This window comes from Mediterraneibacter sp. (genome assembly GCF_030825015.1).
In the GTDB taxonomy this organism is placed as follows: Bacteria; Bacillota; Clostridia; order Lachnospirales; family Lachnospiraceae; genus Mediterraneibacter.
Window position 1 is genome coordinate 19,420 of the sequence record NZ_JAPJQP010000002.1, and the last position, 25,732, is coordinate 45,151.

A 25,732-nucleotide genomic window follows, 5' to 3' on the forward strand; every position below is an offset into this window, starting at 1 on the left:
AGATTCCTGTTTATTGTAACGATACACGCATCGTAGGAGAAAACAGAAGATATATGAAAAGAAATAGATGAGGTGAGGAAGATGCAGAAGATCCGTTTGACACAATTTGCAAAGCATGGCGGCTGTGCCGCAAAGATCGGACCGGACACGTTGGGAAAGGTACTTGGAAGCCTTCCGAAGTTTTATGATGAGAATCTTCTTGTCGGATTTGAAACTTCGGATGACGCGGCTGTGTACAAGCTTTCAGACGATACGGCGGTGATTCAGACACTGGACTTTTTTACTCCGGTGGCAGACGATCCTTATACGTTTGGTCAGATTGCGGCGGCAAATGCGCTCAGCGATATCTATGCCATGGGAGGAGAAGCGAAGATCGCTTTAAACATTGTCTGCTTTCCGGGGGAACTTGATCCTGATTATCTCGGAGAGATCTTGCGGGGCGGAGCGGAAAAAGTCCGTGAGGCAGGCGCAGTACTTGTGGGCGGACATTCCATACAGGATGATGTTCCGAAATATGGACTTTCGGTTATGGGGCTTGTACATCCGGATCGGATCTATAAAAACTTCGGCTGTAAAAAAGGGGATGTTCTTGTGCTGACGAAACAGCTTGGCATTGGGATTGTGAATACGGCAGTTAAGGCGCAGATGGTATCCGAATCAGCGAAGGAAGAAGTGATTGCGGTGATGACCCGGCTAAATAAAAAGGCGAGGGAAGTTTTGGGAAAGTTTACGATCCATGCATGTACAGATGTTACAGGCTTTGGACTATTAGGGCACTGTGCGGAAATGGCTTCTGCAAGCAGAGCAAAGATTTGTCTGCATCCACAGGAGATTGCCTGTATTGATGGGGCGAAAGAATATGCCCGGATGGGACTTGTTCCGGGAGGCGCATATCGGAACAGAGCACATGTGGCTTCTCTGCTCGATGCAGGGGATACGGATGAGATGTATATGGATTTGCTCAGTGATCCCCAAACTTCGGGAGGTTTGCTGGCGGCAGTTCCGAAAGAAGAGGCAGAGGCGCTGCTTGAGGCATTTGAAAAGGCAGGAATGGAAACAAAAGTCTCTGTTGTAGGAACCGTTTTGGACTCAGAAGGTGAAGAAGCGAAAATCTATATCCGCTGATGACAGGGAGGAAAGTTGGAATGATCTATTTGGATAATGCAGCTACAACTTTGCAAAAGCCGGAGGAAGTGCGGCGGGCGGTGACAGAGGCGTTTGGACGGATGGGAAATTCAGGAAGAGGGGCAGCAGAGCCGGCGCTGACGGCAGCAGAGACGATCTATGAGACAAGGGAGGCGTTTGCCCGGCTTTTTCATGCAGAAAGCGCCGGAGAAATCGTGTTTACCGCAAATTCTACAGAAGCGTTAAACATTGCGGTTAAAGGGCTTCTTGATCCGAAAGATCATGTGATCACAACTGTGTTGGAACATAACTCTGTGCTGCGGCCTTTGTATGAGCGCCGTGAGCAGGGCGTAGAGATGACGATCCTTAAATGCGACGAATACGGCAATATTTCTTATGAAGAGATGGAAAAGGCAGTTCGCGAAAATACGAAGGCGATCATATGTACACATGCCTCCAATCTGACAGGGAATATGATCTCATTGGGAACGGTTGGAAAGATTGCGGCAAAGCATGGGATCCTTTTTATTGTTGATGCATCCCAGACTGCGGGAATATGGGATATTGATGTGCAGAAATACGGGATTTCCGTCCTTTGTTTTACCGGACATAAAGGATTGATGGGACCGCAGGGGACAGGTGGAATGTATGTGAAAAGCGGTGTAAAGATCCGTCCGCTTTTGTCAGGCGGCAGCGGGATTGATTCTTATAATACGCATCATCCTGCACAGATGCCAGAGGCTCTTGAAGCAGGAACGTTAAATGGTCACGGGATTGCGGGACTTCGGGCGGCATTATCTTTCCTGGAAAGAGAAGGAGTGGAGCGTCTGCGGAAAAGAGAGTTGGAGCTGATGCGTCGATTTTATGACGGAGTTGCCCTGATTCCGAATGTGAGAGTGTATGGAGATTTTCGGACGGACAGAAGGGCGGCGATCGTTTCTTTAAATATCGGAGAGTATGATTCGGCGCAGGTAAGCGATGAGTTGAGCCGAGGTTATGGGATCGTTACGCGGCCCGGAGCACATTGCGCGCCGCTGATGCATGAAGCACTTGGAACAAAGATGCAGGGCGCGGTCAGATTTAGTTTCTCTCATTATAACACTGAAGAAGAGATCGATAAGGCAATCCAGGCGGTCAAAGAACTTGCCGGGGAAGAAGAGTAACAGAAGGCAGATAGCAAAAGTAGAGAATGAGGAAAGAATGAGAAAAAAGGAAAAAAAGATCGTCATTACTTTCTATACGACAACGGATGCAATGGCAATGGAAAAAAGATGTAAGGAAGAGGGGAAACCGGGAAGACTGATCCCTGTTCCGGGAACTATTTCAGCAGGCTGCGGGCTGGCGTGGTGCGCGATTCCAAAAGACAGGGATCAGCTTTTGAAAGTGATGGAGGAAGGAAAGCTGACGCCGCAGGCTATACATGAATGTATGCTATAAAATATCACAGTTCTAACACAAAAGATTCACATAGGTTTGATATCGTCTTAAACAAATATATTGTATGAAATATGTGGAAATGAAATATAAAGTATATTGAAAAGTATATTAAGAGGATGCATGCCTCGGACAGAAGAGGCATGCGGAAATCCATAGAAAGAATACAAAGTTAGGAGGATATCATTTTGATCGAAGTAAAAAATCTGGTAAAAAAATATGGAAATCATTTAGCCGTAGATCACCTGGACTTTCAGATTAAGCCGGGAATGGTCTACGGTTTTTTGGGTCCTAACGGAGCCGGAAAATCTACGACAATGAACATTATGACAGGGTGTCTGGGGGCAACTCAAGGGGAAGTGCTGATTAATGGGCATGACATTTTGAAAGAACCTGAGAAAGCAAAAAGATATATCGGATACTTGCCGGAGCATCCGCCCCTTTATATGGATATGACTGTACGGGAATATTTGGATTTTGCAGCAGAACTGAAAGGGATTCGAAAAAGTGAACGAAGAGAAGCTGTTGATGAAGCCGAAAAAATGGCAAAGGTTCAGGATGTGGAACATCGTCTGATCCGAAATCTTTCAAAAGGCTATCGTCAGAGAGTCGGACTGGCGCAGGCAATCTTAGGCTTTCCGGATATGATTATTCTTGATGAACCAAGTGTTGGACTTGATCCGAAACAGATCATTGAGATCAGAGATTTGATCCGTAAGCTGGCGAAGAACCATACGGTTATTTTAAGTTCACATATATTGGCGGAGATCAGAGAAGTATGCGATTATATTCTGATTATTTCCAAAGGAAAGCTGGTGGCGCAGGATACGTTGGAAAACCTGGAGAAGATGGCAGGTTTTCGCGATGTGATCGAGCTGGAAACAGCAGCTTCGGAGGAAGATGTCCGTAGAATACTCGGGCAGATTTTTGGAGTTCAGACGATGCAGATCCGCACGAAAGACGAAAATTGTACTTATGTGCAGATGAAAGTGACCGGAGAGAAAAGCGATCAGCATAACAGGAAAATAAGAGAAGAGGTTTTCCGTGCGTTTGCGAAGGCGGAAAAACCACTGTATTCGTTGTCGGTTCCTGAAACGAGTTTGGAAGAAGCGTTTATGAAGCTGACACAGAATGACAAGATAGAAAGGAATGCAGAGGGAGGAAAATCAGATGAAGGCAGTTTATAAAAAGGAATTAAAGTCTTATTTTCAGTCTATGACAGGATGCGTATTTATCGCTTTCCTTATTGCGTTTACCGGAATTTATTTTATGGCGTATAACATGACGGCTGGATATCCGTACTTTTCTTATACGCTGTCAGGATCATTGATTGTATTTATTGTCGGGATTCCTCTGATTACGATGCGTTCGTTTGCAGAAGAGAGAAAGAATAAGACAGATCAGCTTCTGTTGACAGCGCCAGTCAGTTTATGGAACGTTGTGGCGGGAAAATATCTGGCGATGGCGACGGTAATTGCAATCCCGAACCTTATATTTTGCATTTTCCCTCTTATTATTAAATCACAAGGGACGGCATATTTGACGGTTGATTATATTTCAATTCTGATGTTTTTCCTGCTTGGCTGTGTTTTTGCCTCTATCGGAATGTTTTTGTCAGCGCTTACAGAAAGTCAGATTATTGCGTATATCGGGACATTTGGTATCTTGCTGATGCTGTATTTATGGGATGGTATTTTATCTCTTTTTCCGAATACGGCGGTGAGCGGACTTGTGTTTGTGATTTTACTTCTTTTGGCAGCAGCTTTTTATATATGGAGAATGACGAACAGCTTTGTGATCGCGGGAGGCGCAGGGGCTGTCGGGATCGCTGCAGCGGCAGCAGTGTATTTCGTGAAAGCGACGCTTTATGAAAATCTGTTTACAGAGCTTCTCGGCAGGTTCGCTCTGGCAAATGTTTTTACCGATATCACGCAAAACAGTATTGTGGATGTGAGCGGAATCGTACTGTATCTGTCGATTATCGCATTGTTTTTATTTCTGACAGTGCAGTCGATCAGAAGACGACTTTGGGAAAGCGCTGCTAAAAAACACGGAGCGTATAGTGTGACGATGACGGCAGTTTTTCTTGCAATTATAGTTGTCGTGAACCTGATTGCATGTCAGATACCGGAGAAGTTCCGAAAGATAGATGTGAGCAGTACGAAAATTTATGAAATCTCAGATACGACAAAAGATTTCCTGAAAGAGACAGATAAAGAAATATCGATGAAGGTGCTTGCGGTAAAAGAGAATACGGACGAACGAATCGTCACATTTCTGAATAAATATGTGGCTTTATCGGATAAGATCCGTATGGAATGGATCGATCCGGTACTTCATCCGTCTGCTTTATCAGAATATGAAACGACAGAAAATACGATCGTGATTTCCTGTGAAGAAACGGGAAAGAAGATAACGGTTTCTTTTGACGATATTTTGGTGATGGATGAATATTCCTACCATTATTATGGAAGTACATCGTATACATTGTTTGACGGAGAGGGGCAGCTTACGAGTGCTCTGAACTATGTGACCAGTGAGGAGACAAAGAAAGTCTATGTGTCAACAGGACACGGGGAACAGGAGCTTTCAGAAACGATAACAGAGATGATGAATAAAAGTGGGTATGAGTTGTCAGAAGTGAATTTGCTTATGTCAACATCAGTACCGGATGACTGTGATCTTCTTATTATGAATGCGATGACGTCTGATCTGACGGAAGATGAGAAGACGATGCTGCAGACATATTTGCAGCAAGGCGGAAAAGTGACGATCCTGCTGGGAGAAACAGAAGGAGATAAGCTTCCGAACCTGACAAGTATCATGTCCGAATATGGGATGACAATGGAAAACGGTTACATTGCAGATACGACGAGGTGTTATCAGAATAATCCGTATTGTATTTTCCCGGAACTGAGTGTAAGCGGAGATTTGGCAGAACAGATCAAATCACAGATGACACTCGTTATGAATACTCATGGAATGACGGTGAACGATCCGGCAAGGGATACGATCACGACGGTTCCGTTTATGTCAACATCTGATCAGGCGTTTGCGGTGACGCAGCAGGATCAGAAGCAGGGAGAGTATATTCTCGGAGCATATGCGAAGGAAACGGTAAGCGAGTCTTCCTCAGATACAAAAGAGACGGAAACTTCAGAAGAAAATGAAGGAGAAAATGCAGAAGTTTCGGAAGAATCTGCGGAAGGTACAGAGAAAGAAAGCAGATTGACTGTGATCTCTGCAGGAAGTCTGATCAATGAACAGATTACAGATACCTTTACAGAATTGGAAAATACACAGTTGTTCATGAATGTGGCAGCGGCAAATTTTGAAAATGTGAAAAATGTTTCAATCGAGGCAAAAAGTCTCAGTGTAGAATATAATGCCGTTCAGCATGCAGGATTGTTTGGGACGCTGATGATCTTTGGAATCCCGGCAGTAGTTTTGCTTAGTGGCTTTGTCGTTTGGTACAGGAGGAGAAAAGCATGACGAAAAAAAGAAAATTGTGTCTGCTCGTACTTGTTTTCCTTGCGCTTGTAGGAGTATACATGGGTGTTTGCGCGTGGAATCAGAACGAACAGGCGCGGGCAGATACGAAGATACAGATTACAGACACAGATGGAAACGAGATGAAAAAGATCACCTTGAATATGGAAAACGGAGAGATGAACTTTGAGAAAGAAGACGGCGTGTGGTATGATGCTTCGGATCATGATTTCCCGCTTAATCAAGCTGTTATGGATGAAATTGCAGATACAGTCGGCAGTATTTCTGCAAATCGGAAGTTGGAAAATGCAGATGAAGCAAAAGACTATGGTTTGGACGTTCCCATTTATACGATTGAATATACAGATGATGACGGCGATATAACTTCTGTTTATTTCGGAAATAATACAGGGGACGATATCTATGCAGCATTAGGCGGAGAGAAATCTGTTTATACTGTTTCTGGTCAGGTTATTGAGTCTTTGAATTATACGGAAGAAGATTTGGTGCAGCTTGACGATTACCCGTCGATTGGAAGTGGAAATCTTGTGAAGGCAGTCATCACACAAAATGGAAACTCTGTTGTCTATGACAGTGCAGACGAGTCACAGGCAGAGCAGATAACTGCAATATCCGGAGGACTTGGGGCTGTGCAGCTTTCCGAGACGGCAGATTATTGTGCGGACGAAGAAGAATTGCCGGAATATGGTCTGGATGAAGCTTCAAAGATTGTGGCAGAGGTGACTTATAAGGAGGACGAAAAAGAAAAGAAATTGACATTATATATAGGAAATAAGATCGGAGATGACAGATATGTGATGTTGAATGATTCGAAGATTGTGTATTTGATTTCCGATACAATATGCGGAAATATATTAAATGAAGAAGAATAAAAACAGGTCGGAAACAGTAAGATTTTATAATCTTTTAATTGACTTTGCAGAAGAAACGAGAGAATGAATGTTATTCATATCAAAATGGCATTTGTGCAGAAGGATGGATGAAAATGAAAGAAAAATTAATACGTTTTATGCAGGGAAGATATGGCCTTGATCAGTTGTCAAAGTTTCTTCTTGTCACAGGACTGACAGTGGTTCTTCTGTCTGCGTTTTTCAGAGAGACTGCGGTAAGTATGCTTTTTTACATCCTGGGATGGGCAATCGTGATCTATTGTTATTTCAGGGTGTTTTCAAGAAACGTTTCGAAACGTTATGCGGAGAATCAGGCATATCTTATGAAGACCTGCAAGATCAGGAATTGGTTTCAGAATCAGAAGAATATCTGGCAGCAAAGAAAGGTATATCATATCTATACATGTCCGTCATGTAAGCAGAAGATCCGTATTCCGAAAGGAAAAGGGAAGATTGAAGTAAGGTGTCCGAAATGTGGTGCGACATTTATAAAGAAAAGCTAAGTCAGACAGACAGCAGTATAGAGAGGAAAAACAAGAAATCCCCGGAACAGGTTTATTGTTCCGGGGATTTCTTGTTTCGGCTTCGATGCCGATATCTTTACCAGCTTGGGAAGAAAAGATTATTTCCTATATTAACGCCTGGTCTGTTTGTTGATCCTGCATAGAGGAAATAGTAACAATCTGCTACCGCGGCAAGTCTTGCGCCGTTGATCGCATCCTCTGCAACCTGAATTGACAAAGAAGTAGGTCCTTTTGCTAAAACGCTGTCAAGACGTCCTGTCCATACCGGCTCAAACTGTCCGCTTGCGTAGATAACTCCGCTGATTGAATTTGGGAATCGAGGACTTTCCACACGATTCAAGATGACAGTTGCAACGGCAAGCAAAGAATCATAATCCTGATGTGCTTCGCACTGCAGGATTGCCGCCAAAAGCTTGACGTCGGTAGTGGAAGCGTCTATATGTCCTCCGTTATTGGTAATGGTATCGTCATAGCCTCCGTTTTGCTGAGCCTGAAGCTGTGCAAGCCGTTCGGCTTCGATGCGGGCGGCTTCTTCTGCTTTTGCCTTTTCTAATTTTGCCTGTACATCTGTAAGGTTCGTTGAAGTTTCTTTGGCTTTCGCCTGAAGTTCAGCCTGCTTTTTCTTAAGCTCATCTTTCAGGTCAAGAAGGGAGTCCTGCTGAGTTTCCAATGTGTTTTTCTGATCTTCAATGTTTTTATAAATCTCTTTCAGATCATCCAGGGCAGTTTTGTCATACTCGCTCAGATTTTCTATAAAATCTGCCTTGTTTATAAAATCTGCCATGTTTTCTGCTGAAAAGAGCATTTCAAGAAGTGTTGCGTTCCCGTGTTCATACATATACTTAATACGGGATTTCATGTTTTCATACTGCTCATTTTCATTTTTTTCAGCTTCAACTAGATCATCGGAAGTACGGGCAATCTCACCGTTTAAAATCTCAACCTGCATTTCGGTTGTGGAAATCTCATCGCTTAAACTGAGAATGTCTTTGTTGATACCGTCTAATTCACTTTCGAGTGCAGAAGTTTGTCCTTGTAGATTGTCAATGTTATCATCTGCGAATGAAGGAAAAACTGAAAGTACAATTCCGAGAGAACTGACCAGGATAATTCCTGATTTCAGCCATCGTTTTTTGCAGAATTTCATAAATTTAAATTCCTTTCTTAAAGCATTTTTAGGTGCTGAGCAATCATTATACTACAAATTGCGTTATTTGGCAAACTCTGATATGATAGAGCCATGATCTTCCATGAAAAACAGTTGTTTTCTGTCTGTTTCCAAAAAAAAACGCCAGGGCGGAAAAAGGATATATGCAGGCAGGGCACAGAGAAACGAGGTGTATTATGACACATAAGATAAAAATGGTCGGACTTGATCTGGACGGAACTTTATTGACCGATAAAAAAGAGCTGACAAAGCGGACGCGAAACGTTCTTGAGAGGGTAATCCGGGAAGGGGTTGTTGTGCTTGTGGCGACAGGACGTCCGTGGATGGGAGTACCGGAAGAATTAAGAGAATTTCCGGGGATGGATTACGCGCTGACATCTAATGGGGCAAGAATCATTGATACACGCACAGGACAAGTGATTGAAGAGCATTTACTTCCTGTCGAATCCGCGAAAAAGGCGTTGGAAATCTGTCGAAAATATGATACTCTACAAGAGGTATATTTTGACGGACAGGGGTACGCTCCGGCAGAAAAGATGGCGCTTGTGGAACGATACCACAAAAATCCGAATATGTGGGAATATATGCGGAAAACGCGTATTCCGGTAGAAGATCTGTTTGGGCTTGTGGACAGGGAAAACAGAGGTCTTGATAAAACGCAGGCGCTGTTTGCGGATATGGAAGAAAGAAAAATCGCATGGAAAGAGCTTGCCCGTCATAAAGATTTAGAACTGGTCGGTTCTCTTCGATATAATATAGAGATCAACGCGGCGGGCGTCAACAAAGGAACCGGACTCGTCAATCTCGGTAAAAGACTTGGGATTAAAAGAGAAGAGATCATGGCATGCGGAGACGGAGATAATGATACCGTAATGCTTAAAGAAGTCGGTTTCGGAGTTGCAATGGCGAACGGAGAGCCGCATGTAAAGGAGACCGCAGATTATATCACCCTGTCAAACGAAGAGGACGGCGTTGCAGAAGTGATTGAGAGATTCGTTCTCGGAGGAGGAGAAACAAGATGTTAGAAGCGTTAAAAGTAATTATATTCGGTATTGTGGAAGGAATTACGGAATGGCTGCCGATCAGCAGCACCGGACATTTGATCCTGTTGGAAGAAGTGCTGCAGTTAAAACAGAATCAGTCATTTCTTGATATGTTTTATGTCGTGATCCAGCTCGGTGCGATATTGGCGGTTGTCGTAATGTATTTCCATAAGCTGAATCCGTTTTCGCCGAAGAAGACGCAGAAGCAGAAGATGCTGACGATCCAGCTATGGGTCAAAGTTATCATAGGTTCGATCCCTGCAATGCTGATTGGACTGCCCTTTAATGATTTTATAGAAGAGAAGTTTAACAATTCTTATGTTGTTGCGGCTACATTGATCATTTACGGAGTTTTGTTTATTGTGATCGAAAATTATCAGAAAGATAAACAGCCGAAAGTGGAGAAGCTTTCCCAGCTTACAGTACAGACAGTTCTGATTATCGGAGTATTTCAGGCGCTTGCACTGATTCCGGGAACGTCTCGTTCCGGTGCGACGATCGTGGGCGCGCTTTTGATCGGAGTGTCAAGAAGCGTTGCGGCAGAATTTACATTTTTCCTTGCAATTCCTGCAATGTTTGGAGCAAGCTTTTTGAAATTGATCAAATTCGGTTTGAACTTTACGGGAATGCAGATATTTTTGCTTCTGCTTGGAACAGCGGTTTCATTTGTCGTTTCAATCTTTGCAATCAAATTCCTTATGCAGTATATCAGGAAGCATGATTTTAAAGTATTTGGTTATTACAGAATCGTTTTGGGTGTGATCGTACTTCTTTACTTTGGAATAAAAACGCTGCTTGCATAACAAATATTTTCCGAAAAGAGAGTGAGTAATAAAATGATGCATAAATGATTTGAAATATGCATAAAACCATGTATAATATACAAAAAAGTGGAAAATGAGTGCATAAAAACGAAAAAAGTACTTGATTTTTATGCAAAACGTGTTAGAATGAAGGTCATGAGCTGCAGAATGATTCAGCATTGAGTAATGAAATCATAAATGGAGGGTACAAAAATGAAGAAGTTTTTAGCAGTAGTTTTGAGCGCAGCGCTTGTTGCCGGACTGGCGGTAGGCTGCGGAAGTAAAGAAAATGACAAGACAGAAGATAAAGGAAGCAGCGCGAAGACAGCGAAGGTGATCGATGTTGATCTGACGAATGAGGAATATGCTTTTGGTATTGATAAAGATCAGCCGGAACTTATTGAGCAGGTGAATGCATTCATCAAAGAAGTAAAAGAAGACGGAACACTGGACGAGATTTGTGACAAATATTTTGGAGGCGGAGAGCCGACAGCAGTAGAGTCAGCGAAGCTTGACGAGAGTAAAGATCAGTTAGTTGTTGCTACAAACGCAGCGTTTGAGCCGTTTGAGTATACAAAGGGTGACAAATATGTCGGAATCGACATGGAACTGGCAGCTCTTCTTGCGGAGAAACTCGGAAAAGAACTTGTAATTCAGAATATGGATTTCGATGCAGTATGTCTTTCCGTTGGACAGCATAAATGTGATCTTGCTATCGCAGGACTTACAGTGAATGATGAAAGAAAAGAATATGTAACATTCTCAGATACATATTATCAGGCTTCACAGCGTCTGATCGTTCCGAGCGATGACAAGACATTCGATGATCTGAAAGATGCAGATGCAGTTGCAGCAAAACTCGGAGAATTAACAAAAGAAGATAAGATTGGCGTACAGCAGGGAACAACAGCACAGAGCTACATTGAAGGAGACGAAGATTTCGGATTTGAAGGACTTCCGGCTACATGTCAGCCGTACAAGAGCGGATCACTTGCAGTTCAGGATATGCTGAACGGAAATATCAAATATGTGATCATTGATGCGGCTCCTGCTACAGCGATCACAGAAGCAATTAATGCAATGCAGTAAATTTTCTGTAAAGCAGGGAAACAATAGGTGCAATCCGAAGAGCGGTTTCTGAAACAGAGATAAGGAACGAAAAAGAATCCGGATCAGGCAGCTTTGAGGCGGGGCGTTTTGCAAAAAAACAAAAAACAGGATTGAGTCAGAAAGGAAAATACGGGTATTCTCCGAAGCAGGGGGTATCGGCGTTTTCCTTTCTTTGGACGTTTGAGAGAAGAAAGCAAAGAGGAAAGTAATGGGTAATTTTAGTGCAAAAGTAGATAAGTTTATAGAAATATTTATCGAGCAAAATGGCTATGTGAAAGTTGTACAAGGTTTGCAGAACACAGTCCTTATCGCAGTTGTCGGTCTGGTTATCGGTATTTTGATCGGTACGATCATTGCAACGGCAAGAGTACTGCCGAAATATAAACTGCTTCCGCGAATCTTGAACGGAATATGCAGTGTTTATGTGGCAATGTTCAGAGGGACGCCGATGGTTGTCCAGCTTCTTGTATTTTATTATGTACTTCTTCCAATTATCGGATGGAATATAACGGGCGTCCAAGTGGCGATGCTTGTATTTGGACTGAACAGCGGCGCATATATTTCAGAGATTATGCGAAGCGGAATCCAGTCTGTGGACAGCGGACAGATGGAAGCGGGACGGGCAGTTGGTTTAAGCTTCGGAGCAAGTATGATGAAGATCGTTATTCCGCAGGCAGTTAAAAATATTCTTCCGACGCTCGGAAATGAGTTTATCGCATTGATTAAAGAGACGTCAGTCGTAAGTTTTGTAGGCGCTGCAGATTTGTATGTGGCATTTAACTATATCGGAACAAACAGCTATGAGTTCATGGTTCCGTATCTTGTAATGGCGCTCATTTATATTGCATTGATCCTTGTTGTGACATTGCTTGTAAAATTATTGGAAAGGAGCCTGAAGAAGAGTGATAGACGTAATTAATCTTAGAAAAAGCTTTGGTGATCTTGAGATCTTAAAGGGCATCAATATCACGATCAATAAAGGCGACATCGTCGCAGTGCTCGGACCGTCAGGTTCCGGAAAAAGTACGTTTCTCCGCTGCTTAAACTGTATGGAAGATCCGACTTCGGGAAATATTGTTTTTAAGGGAGTCGATATCGCGGATATGAAAGTTGATATTAATGTACATCGACGCCATATGGGAATGGTATTTCAACATTTTAATCTGTTTAATAATAAGACGGTGCTTCAAAATGTGATGATGGCTCCGGCATATCTGCAGTGTAAAGATCTGAAGAAAGCAAAAAATAAAAACAGGATGATCCGTTTGAAAAATATGTTCCGAAGCAGCAAAGAGGAACTGATCCCGATCACGACGACGAAGGAACAGATCAAAAGCGACACAAAGAAGCAGGCGCTCGATCTGCTTAAGCGGATCGGTCTTGATGATAAGGCAGACGTTTATCCGTCTACTTTGTCCGGCGGACAGAAGCAGAGAGTTGCAATCATCCGTTCTCTGGCGATGAATCCGGATGTGATCTTGTTTGATGAACCGACGTCGGCTCTTGATCCTGAGATGGTAGGAGAAGTTCTTGAATTGATGAAGAAGCTTGCGCAGGAAGGGATGACGATGGTTGTTGTGACGCATGAAATGGGATTTGCAAAAGAGGTTGCATCGAGGGTGATCTTCATGGATGACGGACAGATCGTAGAGGAAGCAGAACCGGAAGAATTTTTCGGCAATCCGAAGAATCCGAGATTGAAAGAATTTTTATCGAAAATTCTGTAAATAAGAAAAGCAGGGTGAATGAAAAACTCTGCTTTTTGTTTTTTCGGCAGACCGTAAAAAGTGGGAGACGGAGTTGTCTGCGTTGTGTCAGAGTGAGGTGAAAAATGAAATACGAACGAATTTATAAGGCGAAATTTGTAGAGCGTCCGAACCGTTTTATTGCCTATGTGGAATTAAACGGGAAAAAGGAAACGGTTCATGTAAAAAATACGGGAAGATGTGCGGAACTTCTCCGCCCTGGAGCAGATATTTATGTGCAGGAAAGTGATAATCCGTCCCGAAAAACGAAGTGGGATTTGATTGCTGTAGAGAAGAACGGCAAGATGATCAATATGGACTCGCAGATACCGAACAAAGTTGTGAAAGAGTGGATTGAAAAGGGAAATCTGTTTGAGAATGTAAGTCTGCTCCGGCCGGAAACAGTTTATAAAAATTCGCGGTTTGACTTGTATGCAGAAGCAAAAGACCGGGAAACCGGAAAGATGCGGAAGATATTCATCGAAGTGAAAGGCGTTACGCTGGAAGAAGACGGAGTGTGCCGCTTTCCGGATGCGCCCAGCGAACGGGCAGTGAAACATTTAGAAGAACTGATCGAGGCGAAGAAAGAAGGCTATGAGTCCTATGTGTTTTTTGTGATCCAGATGAAAGGCGTGCGTTATTTTACTCCCAATATAGATACTCACCCTGCGTTTGCAGAGGCGCTTCGCAAGGCGGCGAAAGAGGGGGTAAATATTTTAGCGTATGATTGTCAAGTGTCAGAAGATACGATTGAGGTGAGAGATCCGGTCGAGATCGTTTTAGGAGAACCGATCCTAAAAGAAGCCGTTTCGCCTCTTGTGAAATGGTTTCGTGAAAACAAGAGGGATCTTCCGTGGAGGAAAAGAATCAATGCTTATCGCGTGTGGATTTCAGAAATTATGCTTCAGCAGACGAGAGTGGAGGCGGTAAAGCCGTATTATGAGCGATTTTTAAAAGAACTTCCTGATGTAAGCGCGCTTGCGTCTGTTGAGGAAGACAGGCTTTTGAAACTTTGGGAAGGGTTAGGATATTATAATCGAGCCCGGAATCTGAAAGCGGCGGCATGTCAGATCATGGAGCAATATGAGGGAGAATTTCCTTCAACATATGAGGAAATTCGTTCGCTGAAAGGAATCGGAGCTTATACAGCAGGGGCGGTCGGATCTTTTGTATACGGGATCCCGAAGCCGGCTGTTGATGGAAACGTGCTTCGGGTAGCGGCGCGGCTTACTGCAGACACAGACGATATCGGGCAGGCGGCGACAAGAGCGAAAGTGGAAGCGTTGATCGAGGAAGTGATCCCGAGGGAAGCACCGGGAGATTTTAACCAGAGTCTGATCGAGTTGGGGGCGATCGTCTGCGTTCCGAATGGAGAACCAAAGTGCGGAATCTGCCCGCTTAACGAGTTGTGCAGAGCGCATAAGCAAGGGAGAGAAATGGATTTTCCGGTAAAGAAAAAGGCGAAAGAGAGGCGGATCGAGCAGAGAACGGTATTTCTTTTTCGAGATAATGAAAAAGTAGCTATTCGAAAAAGACCTGCCAAAGGGCTGCTCGCCGGAATGTATGAATTCCCAAATGTGAAAGACAGACTGGTGCTTGAAGAAGTGATCGCATATGCACGAAAATTGGGACTGACTCCGGTGCGTGTGAAGCCGGCGGGAAAGGCGAAACATGTTTTCAGTCATGTAGAATGGCATATGACAGGATATGAAATTTTTGTAGATGAACTGGAAAAAGCGGCGGAACAGAATGCAGAACGTGTACAGAAAGCGGGAATCCTTTTTGTGAAACTGAAACAATTAGAAGAAACATATGCCATGCCTTCGGCGTTTGATAAATTTGTAGAGCATACTCGGTTTTCTTGAAATGTGTAAAATACTGTGGTAAACTGTTTCATATGTATTGAAGGAAGTCAGAACAGACAGGAGTGCACTTGAAATGAAAGAAAAAGAACAGATCTCAAGACAGCAGCAAAAATCCCGCGAAACGAAAGAGAAGATATTTAATGCGGCGAAACGTATTTTGCAGAAGGGCGGGTATGAGGAACTGTCGATTAAAAATATATGTGAAGAAGCAGGCGTCTCTAATGGGAGTTTTTATCATCACTTTAAGACAAAGGATGATCTTCTTTCTTATTATATTGAAGACCAGCCGCAGATTGAACCGAATCTTCTGGATTTCCCTGATAATGCGAAAGCGGTCAAAGACGGCATTATCCAGGTTTATCTGAATTATGTCAAATATTGCCGCGAGCTCGGAGTGGAATTTATGTCTGGTTATTATGATACGAAAAATCAGGCGTTAAATGCAGATATTCGTACGGAGCGCCCTTACCCGATCGTGACGGTCAGAACTTATGTTGAAAAAGCGGTGCAGGTAGGCGTTGTGACGCTGAAAGAACCAATCGAGGAATTTACGACAGATATCAGGATGATCGTTATTGGAAATGTATTTGAGTGGTGTATCAAACATGGTAAAGCGGATTTTGAAGGAAATATGAGTCGGTCACTTGGACATTATCTTGACGGGGTGATCTGCGAAGCAGGAGATTAATGAAAGTAAGAACGTGATGAAAACGAAAAGAAAAAGGAACGTGGAAGAACGAAAAAAGAGATAAAAGAATGGATAGAGAATATGATTTTATTATAAACCCCAAAGCGCGTTCCGGGATGGGCATGAAAACATGGCAGAAGATAGAAGAGAAACTGAAAGCAGAGAAGGTTCCATATCGGGCGCATCTGACCCGGAGAAGGGGTCATGCAGGGAAGCTGGCACGACAGATCACGGAAGATGGGGAAAAACACATTCTTGTCATTTTGGGCGGCGACGGGACGGTTAATGAAGTTGTGAATGGAATCTGTCAGTTAGATCAAACGACGTTTGGGTATATTCCGATTGGTTCAAGCAACGATTTTGCGCGGGGATTAAAACTGGAGAAAGATCCGATGAAGGCGCTTCATTCGATCTTGCATCCGAAGAAGGTGATCGCCGCAGATGTCGGACAGATTTCACGAGAAGGAAAGCGACGGAGATTTATTGTAAGCACGGGAATGGGATTTGATGCAGGTGTCTGTCATGAGGTGTGCGTCTCGCAATGGAAGAAGTGTCTGAATAAGATCGGACTTGGGAAATTAAGTTATGCGGTAGTTGCTCTTGATAGGCTGAGGAAAGATAAACCGGTAAAAATAACGATAACTTTGCCGGATGGCAGGAAAAAAATCTTTGAGAAGACTCTTTTTGCAGCGTTTATGAATCTGCCTTATGAGGAGGCGGCTTTCAGTTTGCACCTGAGGCATCGGTGACGGACGGCTGTCTTGATCTTGTCGTGGCGCACCATATGTCGCCTGTCAAAGCAGTGTGGCTGCTTCCGAGAGCGCTTTTTGGAAAACATACGAAAGCGAAAGAGATTTCGGTTATAAGGAGTCCTTTCGTATCGGTCAGGGCGGAGAGAAGCCTTCCGATCCATACGGACGGAGAGGCAGCGTTTTCCCGGAAGGAGGCGGCTGCGGAGATCCTGAACGAAAAACTGGATGTCATTGTAGGATGAGAAAAGAGAGAAAATTTAATAAATGTTTCCTAAATGTTTTATGAAGAAGGTTGTTGTACTTTTTAAATCGTGCTATAATCATTGCAATCGTAAAAATCAAAAGATTGCAAATGAAAAGGGGCAGTCATATAATGGGCAGAAAAGAAAGAAAAAAATTCGGAAGCTGGCTGAAGAAGTATAAACATGCATGGGTGTTTTTGTATATCTTTATATATATGCCATGGTTTTTGTTTTTGGAAAAACATGTGACGACAGATTATCATGTCATTCAGACGCAGTTTGACGAGTGGATTCCGTTTGTTGAATATTTCATTATCCCGTATCTGATGTGGTTCGCGTTTATAGCGGCTGCGTTTTTGTATTTTTTCTTCACAGACGTACCGGGATTTTATAAAATGGCGAAGTTTATGTTTACCGGAATGACCATTTTTTTGATCATATCGACAGTGTTTTCGAACGGGCAGGATCTTCGCCCGGTCGTATTCGAGAGAGACAATATCTTTGTAGACATGGTGCGGATGCTGTATCGCGCGGATACATGTACGAATGTATTTCCAAGTCTGCATGTATTCAATTCGCTGAGTGTATGTATCGCGATCCACGAAAGTGAGAAGCTCAAAGAGCATAAAGCGGTCTGTAACGCGGCGTATATTTTGGCGGGGCTGATCATTCTTGCAACGATGTTTTTGAAACAGCATTCTGTGCTGGACGTATTTGGCGCGGCATTTATGGCGTATATTCTTTATAGATTTGTTTATGCGTCGGAAAAGAAAACGGTGTCTCAGTTTTCAAAACAAAAATTTTCAAAACAGAAACGGATTGCCGCACAGAATAAATAGCGGCGTGATAAGAAAGCCGGACTCATTAAGAGAACGCTTTCGATAAAAAAGAGAAATGAGAGGAAATGAACATTATGAGAAAAGTTATGCTTACAGGTGACCGTCCGACGGGAAAACTTCATGTCGGACATTATGTAGGATCACTGAGAAGACGTGTAGAACTTCAGAACACAGGTGATTTTGATGATATATTTATTATGATCGCGGACGCGCAGGCGCTGACGGATAATGCGGATAACCCGGAGAAGGTGCGCCAGAATATTATCGAGGTGGCGCTGGATTATCTTGCGTGTGGACTTGATCCTGAGAAGTCAACTCTTTTTATTCAGTCACAGATCCCGCAGTTGTGCGAACTGTCATTTTATTATATGAATCTTGTGACGGTGTCCAGACTGCAGAGAAATCCTACAGTTAAGACTGAGATTAAAATGCGGAATTTTGAAACGAGTATTCCGGTCGGATTTTTCACATATCCGATCAGTCAGGCGGCGGACATTACAGCGTTTAAGGCTACAACTGTTCCTGTCGGGGAAGATCAGATGCCGATGATCGAGCAGACAAAAGAGATCGTGCATAAGTTTAATTCCGTATATGGAGAAACGTTAGTAGATCCGAAGATCCTTCTCCCGGAAAATCAGGCATGTCTGCGTCTTCCGGGAATCGACGGAAAGGCAAAAATGAGTAAATCGCTTGGAAACTGTATTTATCTGTCGGAGGAGCCGGAAGAAATCAAAAAGAAAGTATTCAGCATGTTTACAGATCCGACGCATATTCGTGTGGAAGATCCGGGAAAACTGGAAGGAAATACAGTGTTTACTTATCTTGATGCATTTTGCAAACAGGAACATTTTGCAGAATTCCTTCCGGAATATGCAAACCTTGATGAGCTGAAGGAGCATTATCAGCGCGGTGGGCTCGGAGATATGAAAGTGAAACGTTTTCTGAACAACGTGCTTCAGGCTGAGTTGGAGCCGATCAGAAACCGGAGAAAAGAATTCAGTAAAGATATTCCTGCGGTTTATGAGATGCTTAAAAAAGGAAGCGAGAAAGCGGAAGCGGTTGCGGCTCAGACACTTGCGGAAGTAAAAGCTGCGATGAAGATTAATTATTTTGATGATAAGGAATTGATTCAGATGCAGTCGGAGCAGTTCGCAGAGTAAGGAGATGTGCAAGAACGTTTTCGATTTTATGAATGAAAAATTCTGAAATGATGAAAAACTCGGGATGTGATATTCCGAGTTTTTTTTGGCGATGGCGATGAGCCAAAGTCCGGGCTTGCCCGAGACCTTGGTGAGTGTAAATAGATTGAAACAAAAAAAGATGCCGCTTATACGACATCTTTTTAATGACGTGCGATAGAAGATTCGAACTCCCGACCTTCTGGTCCGTAGCCAGACGCTCTATCCAGCTGAGCTAATCGCACATTTGCTGTTTCGTTCACAGCGAAGCTTATTATAGTATACTTTTAGATATATGTCAATGCTTTTTTAAAATAAATTTTAAAAATGTATCAATTAGAAATTTATAAACAATGAGGGAAAGTGTGTATTTGTAAATTGTAAATTTATAATACTGTCTGCGGGTGGAATAATCGGTCCATATCTTCTGGGAGAGGGGCGGTAAATGTCATTTCTTTTCCGGTTATCGGATGGAGAAAGCGAAGGCGATGAGAGTGAAGCGCCTGCCGTCTGATCAGTTCCATATCCGGGTTGTAAAGATAATCTCCGATCAAAGGAAAACCAAGATGTTTCATATGGACGCGGATCTGGTGTGTGCGTCCGGTCTCCAGGATCAAAGAAACGAGGGAAAGTCCGTTTTGTTCAAAAACTGAGCGGTAATGGGTAACTGCCCGTTCTCCGTTTTCGAAATCAATCTTCCTTTCGATGAGGGAACTTCCGGTGCGTCCGATAGGAGCATCTATTGTTCCTTCGGAAGGAGTGACATGTCCGCGTACAACAGCAAGATATTCTCGTTCAATCTGATGTTTTGCTGTCATGTCAGATAAGATGCTGGAGCTGACCATATGTTTCGCCACGACGGTCAGACCGGAAGTATCCCTGTCAAGACGGTTTGTGCATCGGAAGATGAAAGGTTTGTTTTGTTGTTCATAATACCACATCAGTGCGTTTGCAAGAGAATTGCGGTAATTGTTGAGCGAGGGATGGATTGGCATTTTGGCCGCTTTATTAATGATGATGATATCTTCATCTTCGTAAATAATATCGATCGGCAGATTGACCGCAGGGATATTCGGGGAGGAAGTCTCCTCCTGAATGCGGACGGTCAGCACATCTCCTGCCTGAAGTGTTGTCCGCATATAAGACCATTCTCCATTTTTTAAAATGCTTTCAGGCATCTTTTTAAGGAGGGTCAGGTTTTGCATGGAATATCCGTGCTTCCGAAGGAAACTGTCAATGCGGGTATTCTGTTCTTTATCGGTTATGTTATAAGTGATCGTACGTTCCATAATCTCTCCGTTTCGTTTTTGGCGCGCGAAATAAGGCGCATTTTCCGCCGGTCCGGTTTTGCAGATCTATTCTTAATATTACGGCGGTTCAGTCATACATTATAACAAAGATTTACAAAGCAGGTCAATCGGGCGATCTAAGGCGTTATGCAGCAAGGTTTAAACGGATGTAAAGGACTGATGCAAAATAGATGAGACTGCCGTGAAGTGGCTGTGCAAAGTTCAAAGTTCATGAGAAAAGGTGGAATGGAAAGTGTGTGTGTGGTAAACTATGTGTGATGCCGTTTATGGCTTAATTTAAAGAGAGGATCAAGATAAATGGATATCAATCAAAAACTGACAGAAGAACTTGACGTGAACCGCTGGCAGATCGATGCGGCGGTGAATTTGATCGATGAAGGGAATACGATCCCTTTCATATCAAGATATAGAAAAGAAGTGACAGGATCACTTAATGATGAGCAGCTTAGAAAGCTTCATGAACGACTTCTCTATCTGCGTAATCTGGAAGAGAAGAAAGAGCAGGTGATCTCAAGCATCGAAGAACAGGGAAAGATGACTGAGGAATTAAAAGAAAAGATTCTTGCAGCAGAAACTCTTGTGACGGTTGAAGATCTGTACCGCCCGTATCGTCCGAAACGGCGTACAAGGGCGACGATTGCGAAAGAAAAGGGGCTTGAGCCTTTGGCGGCGTATCTGATGCTGCAGCAGGCAAAAGAGCCTTTGGAAGAAACGGCAAAGCAGTATCTTTCGGAAGAAAAAGAAGTGAAGACGGCGGAAGAGGCGATCGCCGGAGCAAAAGATATTATTGCAGAGATCATTTCTGATAATGCAGATTACCGTACATGGATCAGAAAAGCGACAATGAAAAAAGGAAAAGTCAGCTCTGTGGCGAAAGATCCCGAGGCGGAATCTGTTTACGAGATGTATTATGAGTTTGAAGAATCTGCCGAAAAGCTGGCGGGACATAGAATTCTTGCGTTGAATCGGGGCGAGAAGGAAAAGATACTGACGGTCAAAGTAGAAGCGCCGGAGGAAGAGATCCTGCGGTATTTAGAGAAAAAAACGATTGTAAAAGACAATCCGTATACAACTCCGGTATTAAAAGATGTTATTGAGGACAGCTACAAACGGCTGATCGAGCCGGCAATCGAGAGGGAGATCCGAAATGAACTGACAGAGAAGGCAGAAGACGGCGCGATTGATGTGTTTGGAAAAAACCTGCATCAGCTTCTCATGCAGCCGCCAATCGCGGGAAAAGTAGTGCTTGGATGGGATCCTGCCTTTCGTACAGGATGTAAACTGGCGGTTGTTGATCCGACAGGAAAAGTGATCGGAACGACAGTGATCTATCCGACGGCGCCGACAACTCCGCAGAAGATCAAAGCGAGCAAAGATCTTCTGAAAAAAATCATTCCGAAGTATCATATTTCACTTATTTCGCTTGGAAACGGAACGGCCTCCCGTGAGTCGGAGCAGTTTATTGTGGAACTTTTAAAAGAGATTCCGGAGCAGGTCCAGTATGTGATCGTCAATGAAGCCGGGGCTTCGGTTTATTCGGCAAGCAAGCTGGCAAGCGAAGAGTTTCCGAAATTTGACGTAGGACAAAGAAGCGCTGCGTCGATTGCGAGAAGGCTTCAGGATCCTTTGGCAGAGCTTGTGAAGATCGATCCGAAATCGATCGGGGTCGGACAGTATCAGCATGATATGAATCAGAAAAAGTTAGGGGAAAAACTCGGAGGAGTCGTAGAAGACTGCGTCAATAAAGTGGGTGTTGATTTGAACACGGCGTCAGCTCCTCTTTTGGCATATATTTCCGGTATCAGTTCGGCAATCTCCAAAAATATTGTCGCTTACAGGGAAGAACATGGCAGATTTACGAGCAGGAGAGAACTTCTGAAAGTGCCTAAGCTTGGACCGAAAGCGTTTGAACAGTGCGCGGGATTTATGAGGATCCGCGACGGGGAGAATCCGCTTGACGGGACAGGCGTTCATCCTGAGTCGTATGAAGCGGCGAAAAATCTGCTGCAAAAGCAGGGGTATTCCCCGGAAGATGTGGCGGCGCATAAGCTGGCAGGATTGTCGCTTACGATCAAGGATTATAAAGCGTTGGCAGAAGAACTCGGCATCGGAGAGATTACTTTGCGTGATATTGTAAAAGAGTTGGAAAAGCCTGCCCGCGATCCCCGTGATGAGATGCCGAAGCCGATCCTGAGAACGGATGTGCTGGAAATGAAAGATCTCAAAGAAGGCATGGTATTGAAGGGGACGGTGCGAAACGTTATTGACTTTGGTGTATTTGTGGATATCGGAGTTCATCAGGATGGACTTGTGCATATTTCTCAGATTACAGACCGGTATATTAAACATCCTTTGGAGGCGGTAAGCGTCGGCGACATCGTGGACGTAAAAGTTATGAGTGTCGATATGAAGAAGAAACGAATCCAGCTTACGATGAGAGGAATTTCTTAGGAAGATCTTAAAAAAAGAAGATTAAGAAAAAGATGCAGGAAAACAGCAGGAGGTATAAAAATGGCAAAATACAGACATATTGTTTTTGATGTAGACGGAACGTTGATCGATACACGGGACTGCATTTTGTATTCGCTGCAGGAAATGCTTGAGGCAGTGAAAGGGGAACATTATGAGATTGAAGATCTGAAATTTGTTTTGGCAAATACATCAGTGAAAAATATGTATCTTCTTGGAGTGGAAGAAGAAAAGATTCCAGCTGCGGTTGAGATGTGGGTGGAGAATGAAGAAAAAAATATTGATATGATCCGTATTTTTGACGGCATCGAAGAGCTTTTGGCTAAATTAGAAGCGGCAGGCTGTACGTTCGGTATCGTGACATCCAGAACCCATGCGGAGCTTGAACTTGTGTTTGACTGGCTTCCGATCAGAAAATATTTTTCTGTGTATATTTGCGCGGATGATACAAAGGAACATAAACCGGCGGCAGAACCTTTGATAAAATATATGGAACTGACCGGAGCAAAAAAGGAAGAAACAGTTTATATCGGCGACAGTGGATCGGATATGGGATGTGCGGCTAACGCCGGAGTTGACGGTATTCATGCGATATGGGGTGCGCCGGAGACAGAGGCGGCGGGAACGTATTGTGCAGAAAAACCGGAACAAATAGAGAAGATTATTTTGTGAGGCGGATTTCTTGAATCGTGGGGACGGATTTGTTATGATGATAAAGAAATCGGTTATAATACCGCAGGAACATCATAGTAACAATAGAGAAGGCAGAAACAGCAGAGAAAGGGAATAAAAATATGAAAATCGGAATCGGAAATGACCATTCGGCATTAGAATTGAAAGCGGAAATCATTGATTTCCTGAAAGAAAAGGGACATGAAGTAGTAGATTACGGAACAGATTCAAGCGAAAGCTGTGATTACCCGATCTACGGAGAAATCGTGGCAAGAGCCGTTGCTTCAGGGGAAGTAGAGCAGGGAATTTTGATCTGTGGAACAGGACTTGGCATTTCCCTTGCAGCGAATAAAGTGAAAGGAATCCGCGCGGCAGTGTGCAGCGAGCCGTTTACGGCAAAAATGGCGAGAGCACATAATAACTGCAATATTCTTGCCTTTGGAGCGCGTGTCGTTGGAGCGGAGCTTGCGAAAATGATCGTAGAGACATGGCTGAACACGGAGTTTGAAGGCGGACGTCATCAAAGAAGAGTAGATCTGATCACGGCGATCGAGGAGAAATAAGCATGCAGTCCTATCATTTGACACAATGGGTATTGTTTTTCTTTATTTACAGCTTCATTGGATGGGTGTGGGAATGCTGCTTTGTTTCGGTGAGAAAACATCGGTGGGTGAACCGGGGATTTATGTACGGGCCGATGCTTCCTATTTATGGCTTCGGCGCGCTTACTGTTCTGGTGAGTACGATCAAAGTCAGAGATAATATTGCGCTGATCTTCCTTTTCGGAATGTTGGGCGCAACATTGCTGGAATATGTCACAGGGGCGGTTATGGAACGGATGTTTAATGTAAAATATTGGGATTACAGTAATCAGAAGTTCAATTTAAACGGATATATCTGCCTTACGTCATCTTTGGGCTGGGGACTTTTTTCGGTGCTTCTTGTCAAAGTTGTGCATGTGCCGATCGAAGAGGCAGTAATGAAGATTCCGCTGCTTGTTACGGAGATTATCACTTTTGCCTTGACGGCTGTGGCTGCTGTAGATGTGACGCAGTCCTTCAATGATGCGATGGATCTCAAGAGAATTCTTGCACAGCTTGAAGAGAGCAAGAAGCAGATCAAGAAGATGCAGGAGAAACTCAAACTTGCTTCCGAGGAATTTATTGAAGATTACCGCCAGCGCGCGGATGAATTTGTAGAAGACTATCGTCAGCGCGCGGAGGAACGAATGGAAGATTATCGTCAGCGCGCAGAAGGCATGATGGAAGATTACAGACGTTTGACAGAGGAACATATGGACGGATACCGCCAGCGCGCAGAAGAGATGGTGGAAGAATATAAAGAAGAAGTGAAAGTCAGGGAGAAAGAGCGCAGCGAGCGGAGACGTTCCCGCAAAGAGGCGTATTTGGAGCGGGTCAACGCAAGGCGAGAAGAGAGACGCCGTCTGCTTGCAAGATTATCAGACCGAGTGGAACTGTTGATGAAGGAAGAGTTTTCTTCGAAAGTTGACGAACTGATCGGGGAAGATAAGCGGGAAGAATATACAGAGATTCAGAAAAATATTTCCCGTGAGATGACGAAGATGCATGACCGGACGGACAGAAGTTATCTTCATGCAGCCAGACATTTGAAAGGCAATCCGACGGCGGTATCGAAACGTTTCTCCGAAGCTCTTGCTGAACTGAGAAAATATATGGATGAAAAATGAAAGCAGAGGGATACAGAAGATGACGAAAAAGCAGCGTGCGTTACAGGTAATCCAAAGGCTGAAAGAAGAATATCCGGAAGCCGGATGTACGCTTGACTATGATCAGGCATGGAAATTGCTCGTCAGTGTGCGTCTTGCGGCACAATGTACAGATGCCAGAGTCAATGTGGTAGTGGAAGGATTGTATGAAAAATATCCGACTGTGGAAGCGTTGGCGGAGGCAGATGTTGATGATATTGAGAAGATCGTACGCCCGTGCGGACTTGGCAGAAGTAAGGCGCGTGATATCAGCGGATGCATGAAGATGATCCGAGACGAGTATGACGGGAAAGTGCCGGATGACTTTGACGCATTGATGAAACTTCCCGGAGTCGGAAGAAAAAGCGCGAATCTGATCATGGGAGATGTGTTTGGGAAACCGGCGATCGTAACAGATACACATTGTATTCGGATTGTAAATCGTATCGGACTTGTGGACGGGATAAAAGAACCGAAAAAGGTTGAGATGGCATTGTGGAAGATCATTCCGCCGGAAGAGGGAAGCGATTTTTGCCACAGACTTGTCTTCCACGGAAGAGAGGTGTGCACGGCGAGGACAAAACCTTATTGCGATAAATGTTGCCTTGCGGATATTTGTAAGAAAAACGGAGTTTGATA

General features: G+C 43.7%; 25 protein-coding genes and 1 tRNA gene. 23 read left to right on the forward strand and 3 right to left on the reverse strand.

The features are described 5' to 3' along the window. The first annotated feature begins 81 nt into the window (after positions 1-81). The 7 genes from selD to RCH61_RS01805 all read left to right on the forward strand — a co-directional run bounded on the left by selD (position 82) and on the right by RCH61_RS01805 (position 7,462). Positions 82-1,125, forward strand: a complete 1,044-nt coding sequence (gene selD, locus RCH61_RS01775) for a selenide, water dikinase SelD (protein ID WP_330692892.1) — start codon at positions 82-84, stop codon at positions 1,123-1,125. A 20-nt stretch (positions 1,126-1,145) separates the two neighbouring features. Further along, positions 1,146-2,288, forward strand: a complete 1,143-nt coding sequence (locus tag RCH61_RS01780; protein WP_306479722.1) for an aminotransferase class V-fold PLP-dependent enzyme — start codon at positions 1,146-1,148, stop codon at positions 2,286-2,288. Between the two features lie 37 nt (positions 2,289-2,325). Continuing rightward, positions 2,326-2,562 (forward strand): DUF3343 domain-containing protein, encoded by a 237-nt coding sequence (locus tag RCH61_RS01785; RefSeq protein ID WP_306479723.1) that lies wholly within the window; start codon positions 2,326-2,328, stop codon positions 2,560-2,562. Positions 2,563-2,747: 185 nt separating this feature from the next. Further along, positions 2,748-3,746, forward strand: a complete 999-nt coding sequence (locus RCH61_RS01790; protein WP_306479724.1) for an ABC transporter ATP-binding protein — start codon at positions 2,748-2,750, stop codon at positions 3,744-3,746. Further along, positions 3,730-6,051 carry a Gldg family protein gene (locus tag RCH61_RS01795; RefSeq protein WP_306479725.1) on the forward strand — a complete coding sequence of 774 codons (2,322 nt, stop codon included), beginning with the start codon at positions 3,730-3,732 and terminating at the stop codon, positions 6,049-6,051. Before RCH61_RS01790 ends, RCH61_RS01795 begins: the two co-directional genes overlap by 17 nt. Further along, positions 6,048-6,941 (forward strand): DUF4340 domain-containing protein, encoded by an 894-nt coding sequence (locus tag RCH61_RS01800; RefSeq protein ID WP_306479726.1) that lies wholly within the window; start codon positions 6,048-6,050, stop codon positions 6,939-6,941. The genes RCH61_RS01795 and RCH61_RS01800 overlap by 4 nt, the downstream gene beginning before the upstream one ends. 113 nt (positions 6,942-7,054) lie before the next feature. Beyond that, positions 7,055-7,462, forward strand: coding sequence for a hypothetical protein (locus tag RCH61_RS01805; protein WP_306479727.1), 408 nt, complete (start codon positions 7,055-7,057; stop codon positions 7,460-7,462). A 97-nt stretch (positions 7,463-7,559) separates the two neighbouring features. Here RCH61_RS01805 and RCH61_RS01810 read toward each other — a convergent pair whose 3' ends face one another. Continuing rightward, positions 7,560-8,630, reverse strand: coding sequence for a cell wall hydrolase (locus RCH61_RS01810; protein WP_306479728.1), 1,071 nt, complete (start codon positions 8,628-8,630; stop codon positions 7,560-7,562). A 197-nt stretch (positions 8,631-8,827) separates the two neighbouring features. Here RCH61_RS01810 and RCH61_RS01815 point away from each other — a divergent pair, with 197 nt between their 5' ends. The 11 genes from RCH61_RS01815 (at position 8,828) to trpS (ending at position 18,898) form a co-directional block, all read left to right on the forward strand. Further along, positions 8,828-9,676 carry a Cof-type HAD-IIB family hydrolase gene (locus RCH61_RS01815; RefSeq protein ID WP_306479729.1) on the forward strand — a complete coding sequence of 283 codons (849 nt, stop codon included), beginning with the start codon at positions 8,828-8,830 and terminating at the stop codon, positions 9,674-9,676. Then, positions 9,670-10,497 (forward strand): undecaprenyl-diphosphate phosphatase, encoded by an 828-nt coding sequence (locus tag RCH61_RS01820; RefSeq protein ID WP_178007330.1) that lies wholly within the window; start codon positions 9,670-9,672, stop codon positions 10,495-10,497. Before RCH61_RS01815 ends, RCH61_RS01820 begins: the two co-directional genes overlap by 7 nt. Before the next feature lie 198 nt (positions 10,498-10,695). Further along, complete coding sequence (locus RCH61_RS01825) at positions 10,696-11,586, forward strand: transporter substrate-binding domain-containing protein (RefSeq protein WP_306479730.1); 891 nt, start codon at positions 10,696-10,698, stop codon at positions 11,584-11,586. 229 nt (positions 11,587-11,815) lie between these two features. Then, a complete protein-coding gene (locus tag RCH61_RS01830) occupies positions 11,816-12,526 on the forward strand; it encodes an amino acid ABC transporter permease (protein WP_306479731.1) in 711 nt (236 codons plus the stop codon). Then, positions 12,510-13,334, forward strand: a complete 825-nt coding sequence (locus tag RCH61_RS01835) for an amino acid ABC transporter ATP-binding protein (RefSeq protein WP_178007325.1) — start codon at positions 12,510-12,512, stop codon at positions 13,332-13,334. Before RCH61_RS01830 ends, RCH61_RS01835 begins: the two co-directional genes overlap by 17 nt. A gap of 104 nt (positions 13,335-13,438) precedes the next feature. Beyond that, positions 13,439-15,217 carry an A/G-specific adenine glycosylase gene (gene mutY / locus RCH61_RS01840; RefSeq protein WP_306479732.1) on the forward strand — a complete coding sequence of 593 codons (1,779 nt, stop codon included), beginning with the start codon at positions 13,439-13,441 and terminating at the stop codon, positions 15,215-15,217. Between the two features lie 73 nt (positions 15,218-15,290). Next, the gene (locus tag RCH61_RS01845) at positions 15,291-15,905 is read left to right on the forward strand and encodes a TetR/AcrR family transcriptional regulator (RefSeq protein WP_306479733.1); all 615 of its coding nucleotides are present in this window, start codon (positions 15,291-15,293) and stop codon (positions 15,903-15,905) included. Between the two features lie 68 nt (positions 15,906-15,973). Beyond that, complete coding sequence (locus tag RCH61_RS01850; protein ID WP_306479734.1) at positions 15,974-16,654, forward strand: diacylglycerol/lipid kinase family protein; 681 nt, start codon at positions 15,974-15,976, stop codon at positions 16,652-16,654. Then, the gene (locus tag RCH61_RS01855) at positions 16,651-16,899 is read left to right on the forward strand and encodes a diacylglycerol/lipid kinase family protein (protein ID WP_306479735.1); all 249 of its coding nucleotides are present in this window, start codon (positions 16,651-16,653) and stop codon (positions 16,897-16,899) included. The genes RCH61_RS01850 and RCH61_RS01855 overlap by 4 nt, the downstream gene beginning before the upstream one ends. Before the next feature lie 131 nt (positions 16,900-17,030). Continuing rightward, complete coding sequence (locus RCH61_RS01860) at positions 17,031-17,738, forward strand: phosphatase PAP2 family protein (protein ID WP_306479736.1); 708 nt, start codon at positions 17,031-17,033, stop codon at positions 17,736-17,738. A 74-nt stretch (positions 17,739-17,812) separates the two neighbouring features. Then, a complete protein-coding gene (gene trpS / locus RCH61_RS01865) occupies positions 17,813-18,898 on the forward strand; it encodes a tryptophan--tRNA ligase (RefSeq protein WP_178006487.1) in 1,086 nt (361 codons plus the stop codon). Positions 18,899-19,087: 189 nt separating this feature from the next. On the opposite strand, the gene RCH61_RS01870 is transcribed toward trpS, so the two are convergent. Together RCH61_RS01870 and RCH61_RS01875 are read right to left on the reverse strand one after the other, a co-directional pair. Further along, positions 19,088-19,161, reverse strand: a tRNA-Arg gene (locus RCH61_RS01870). A 141-nt stretch (positions 19,162-19,302) separates the two neighbouring features. Continuing rightward, on the reverse strand, positions 19,303-20,205 hold the full coding sequence (locus RCH61_RS01875; RefSeq protein ID WP_178006486.1) for an RluA family pseudouridine synthase: 903 nt from the start codon (positions 20,203-20,205) through the stop codon (positions 19,303-19,305). Between the two features lie 318 nt (positions 20,206-20,523). Here RCH61_RS01875 and RCH61_RS01880 point away from each other — a divergent pair, with 318 nt between their 5' ends. The 5 genes from RCH61_RS01880 to RCH61_RS01900 all read left to right on the forward strand — a co-directional run bounded on the left by RCH61_RS01880 (position 20,524) and on the right by RCH61_RS01900 (position 25,730). Next, positions 20,524-22,677: a Tex family protein gene (locus RCH61_RS01880; RefSeq protein ID WP_178006485.1), complete on the forward strand. Its 2,154-nt coding sequence runs from the start codon at positions 20,524-20,526 to the stop codon at positions 22,675-22,677. Positions 22,678-22,737: 60 nt separating this feature from the next. After that, entirely contained in the window at positions 22,738-23,367 is a 630-nt protein-coding gene (locus RCH61_RS01885) for an HAD family hydrolase (protein WP_178006484.1), read from the forward strand. A gap of 122 nt (positions 23,368-23,489) precedes the next feature. Then, complete coding sequence (gene rpiB / locus RCH61_RS01890) at positions 23,490-23,930, forward strand: ribose 5-phosphate isomerase B (RefSeq protein WP_178006483.1); 441 nt, start codon at positions 23,490-23,492, stop codon at positions 23,928-23,930. 2 nt (positions 23,931-23,932) lie between these two features. Further along, on the forward strand, positions 23,933-25,075 hold the full coding sequence (locus RCH61_RS01895; protein WP_178006482.1) for a putative ABC transporter permease: 1,143 nt from the start codon (positions 23,933-23,935) through the stop codon (positions 25,073-25,075). A gap of 19 nt (positions 25,076-25,094) precedes the next feature. Continuing rightward, a complete protein-coding gene (locus RCH61_RS01900) occupies positions 25,095-25,730 on the forward strand; it encodes an endonuclease III domain-containing protein (RefSeq protein ID WP_178006481.1) in 636 nt (211 codons plus the stop codon). The last annotated feature ends 2 nt before the right edge of the window (positions 25,731-25,732 follow it).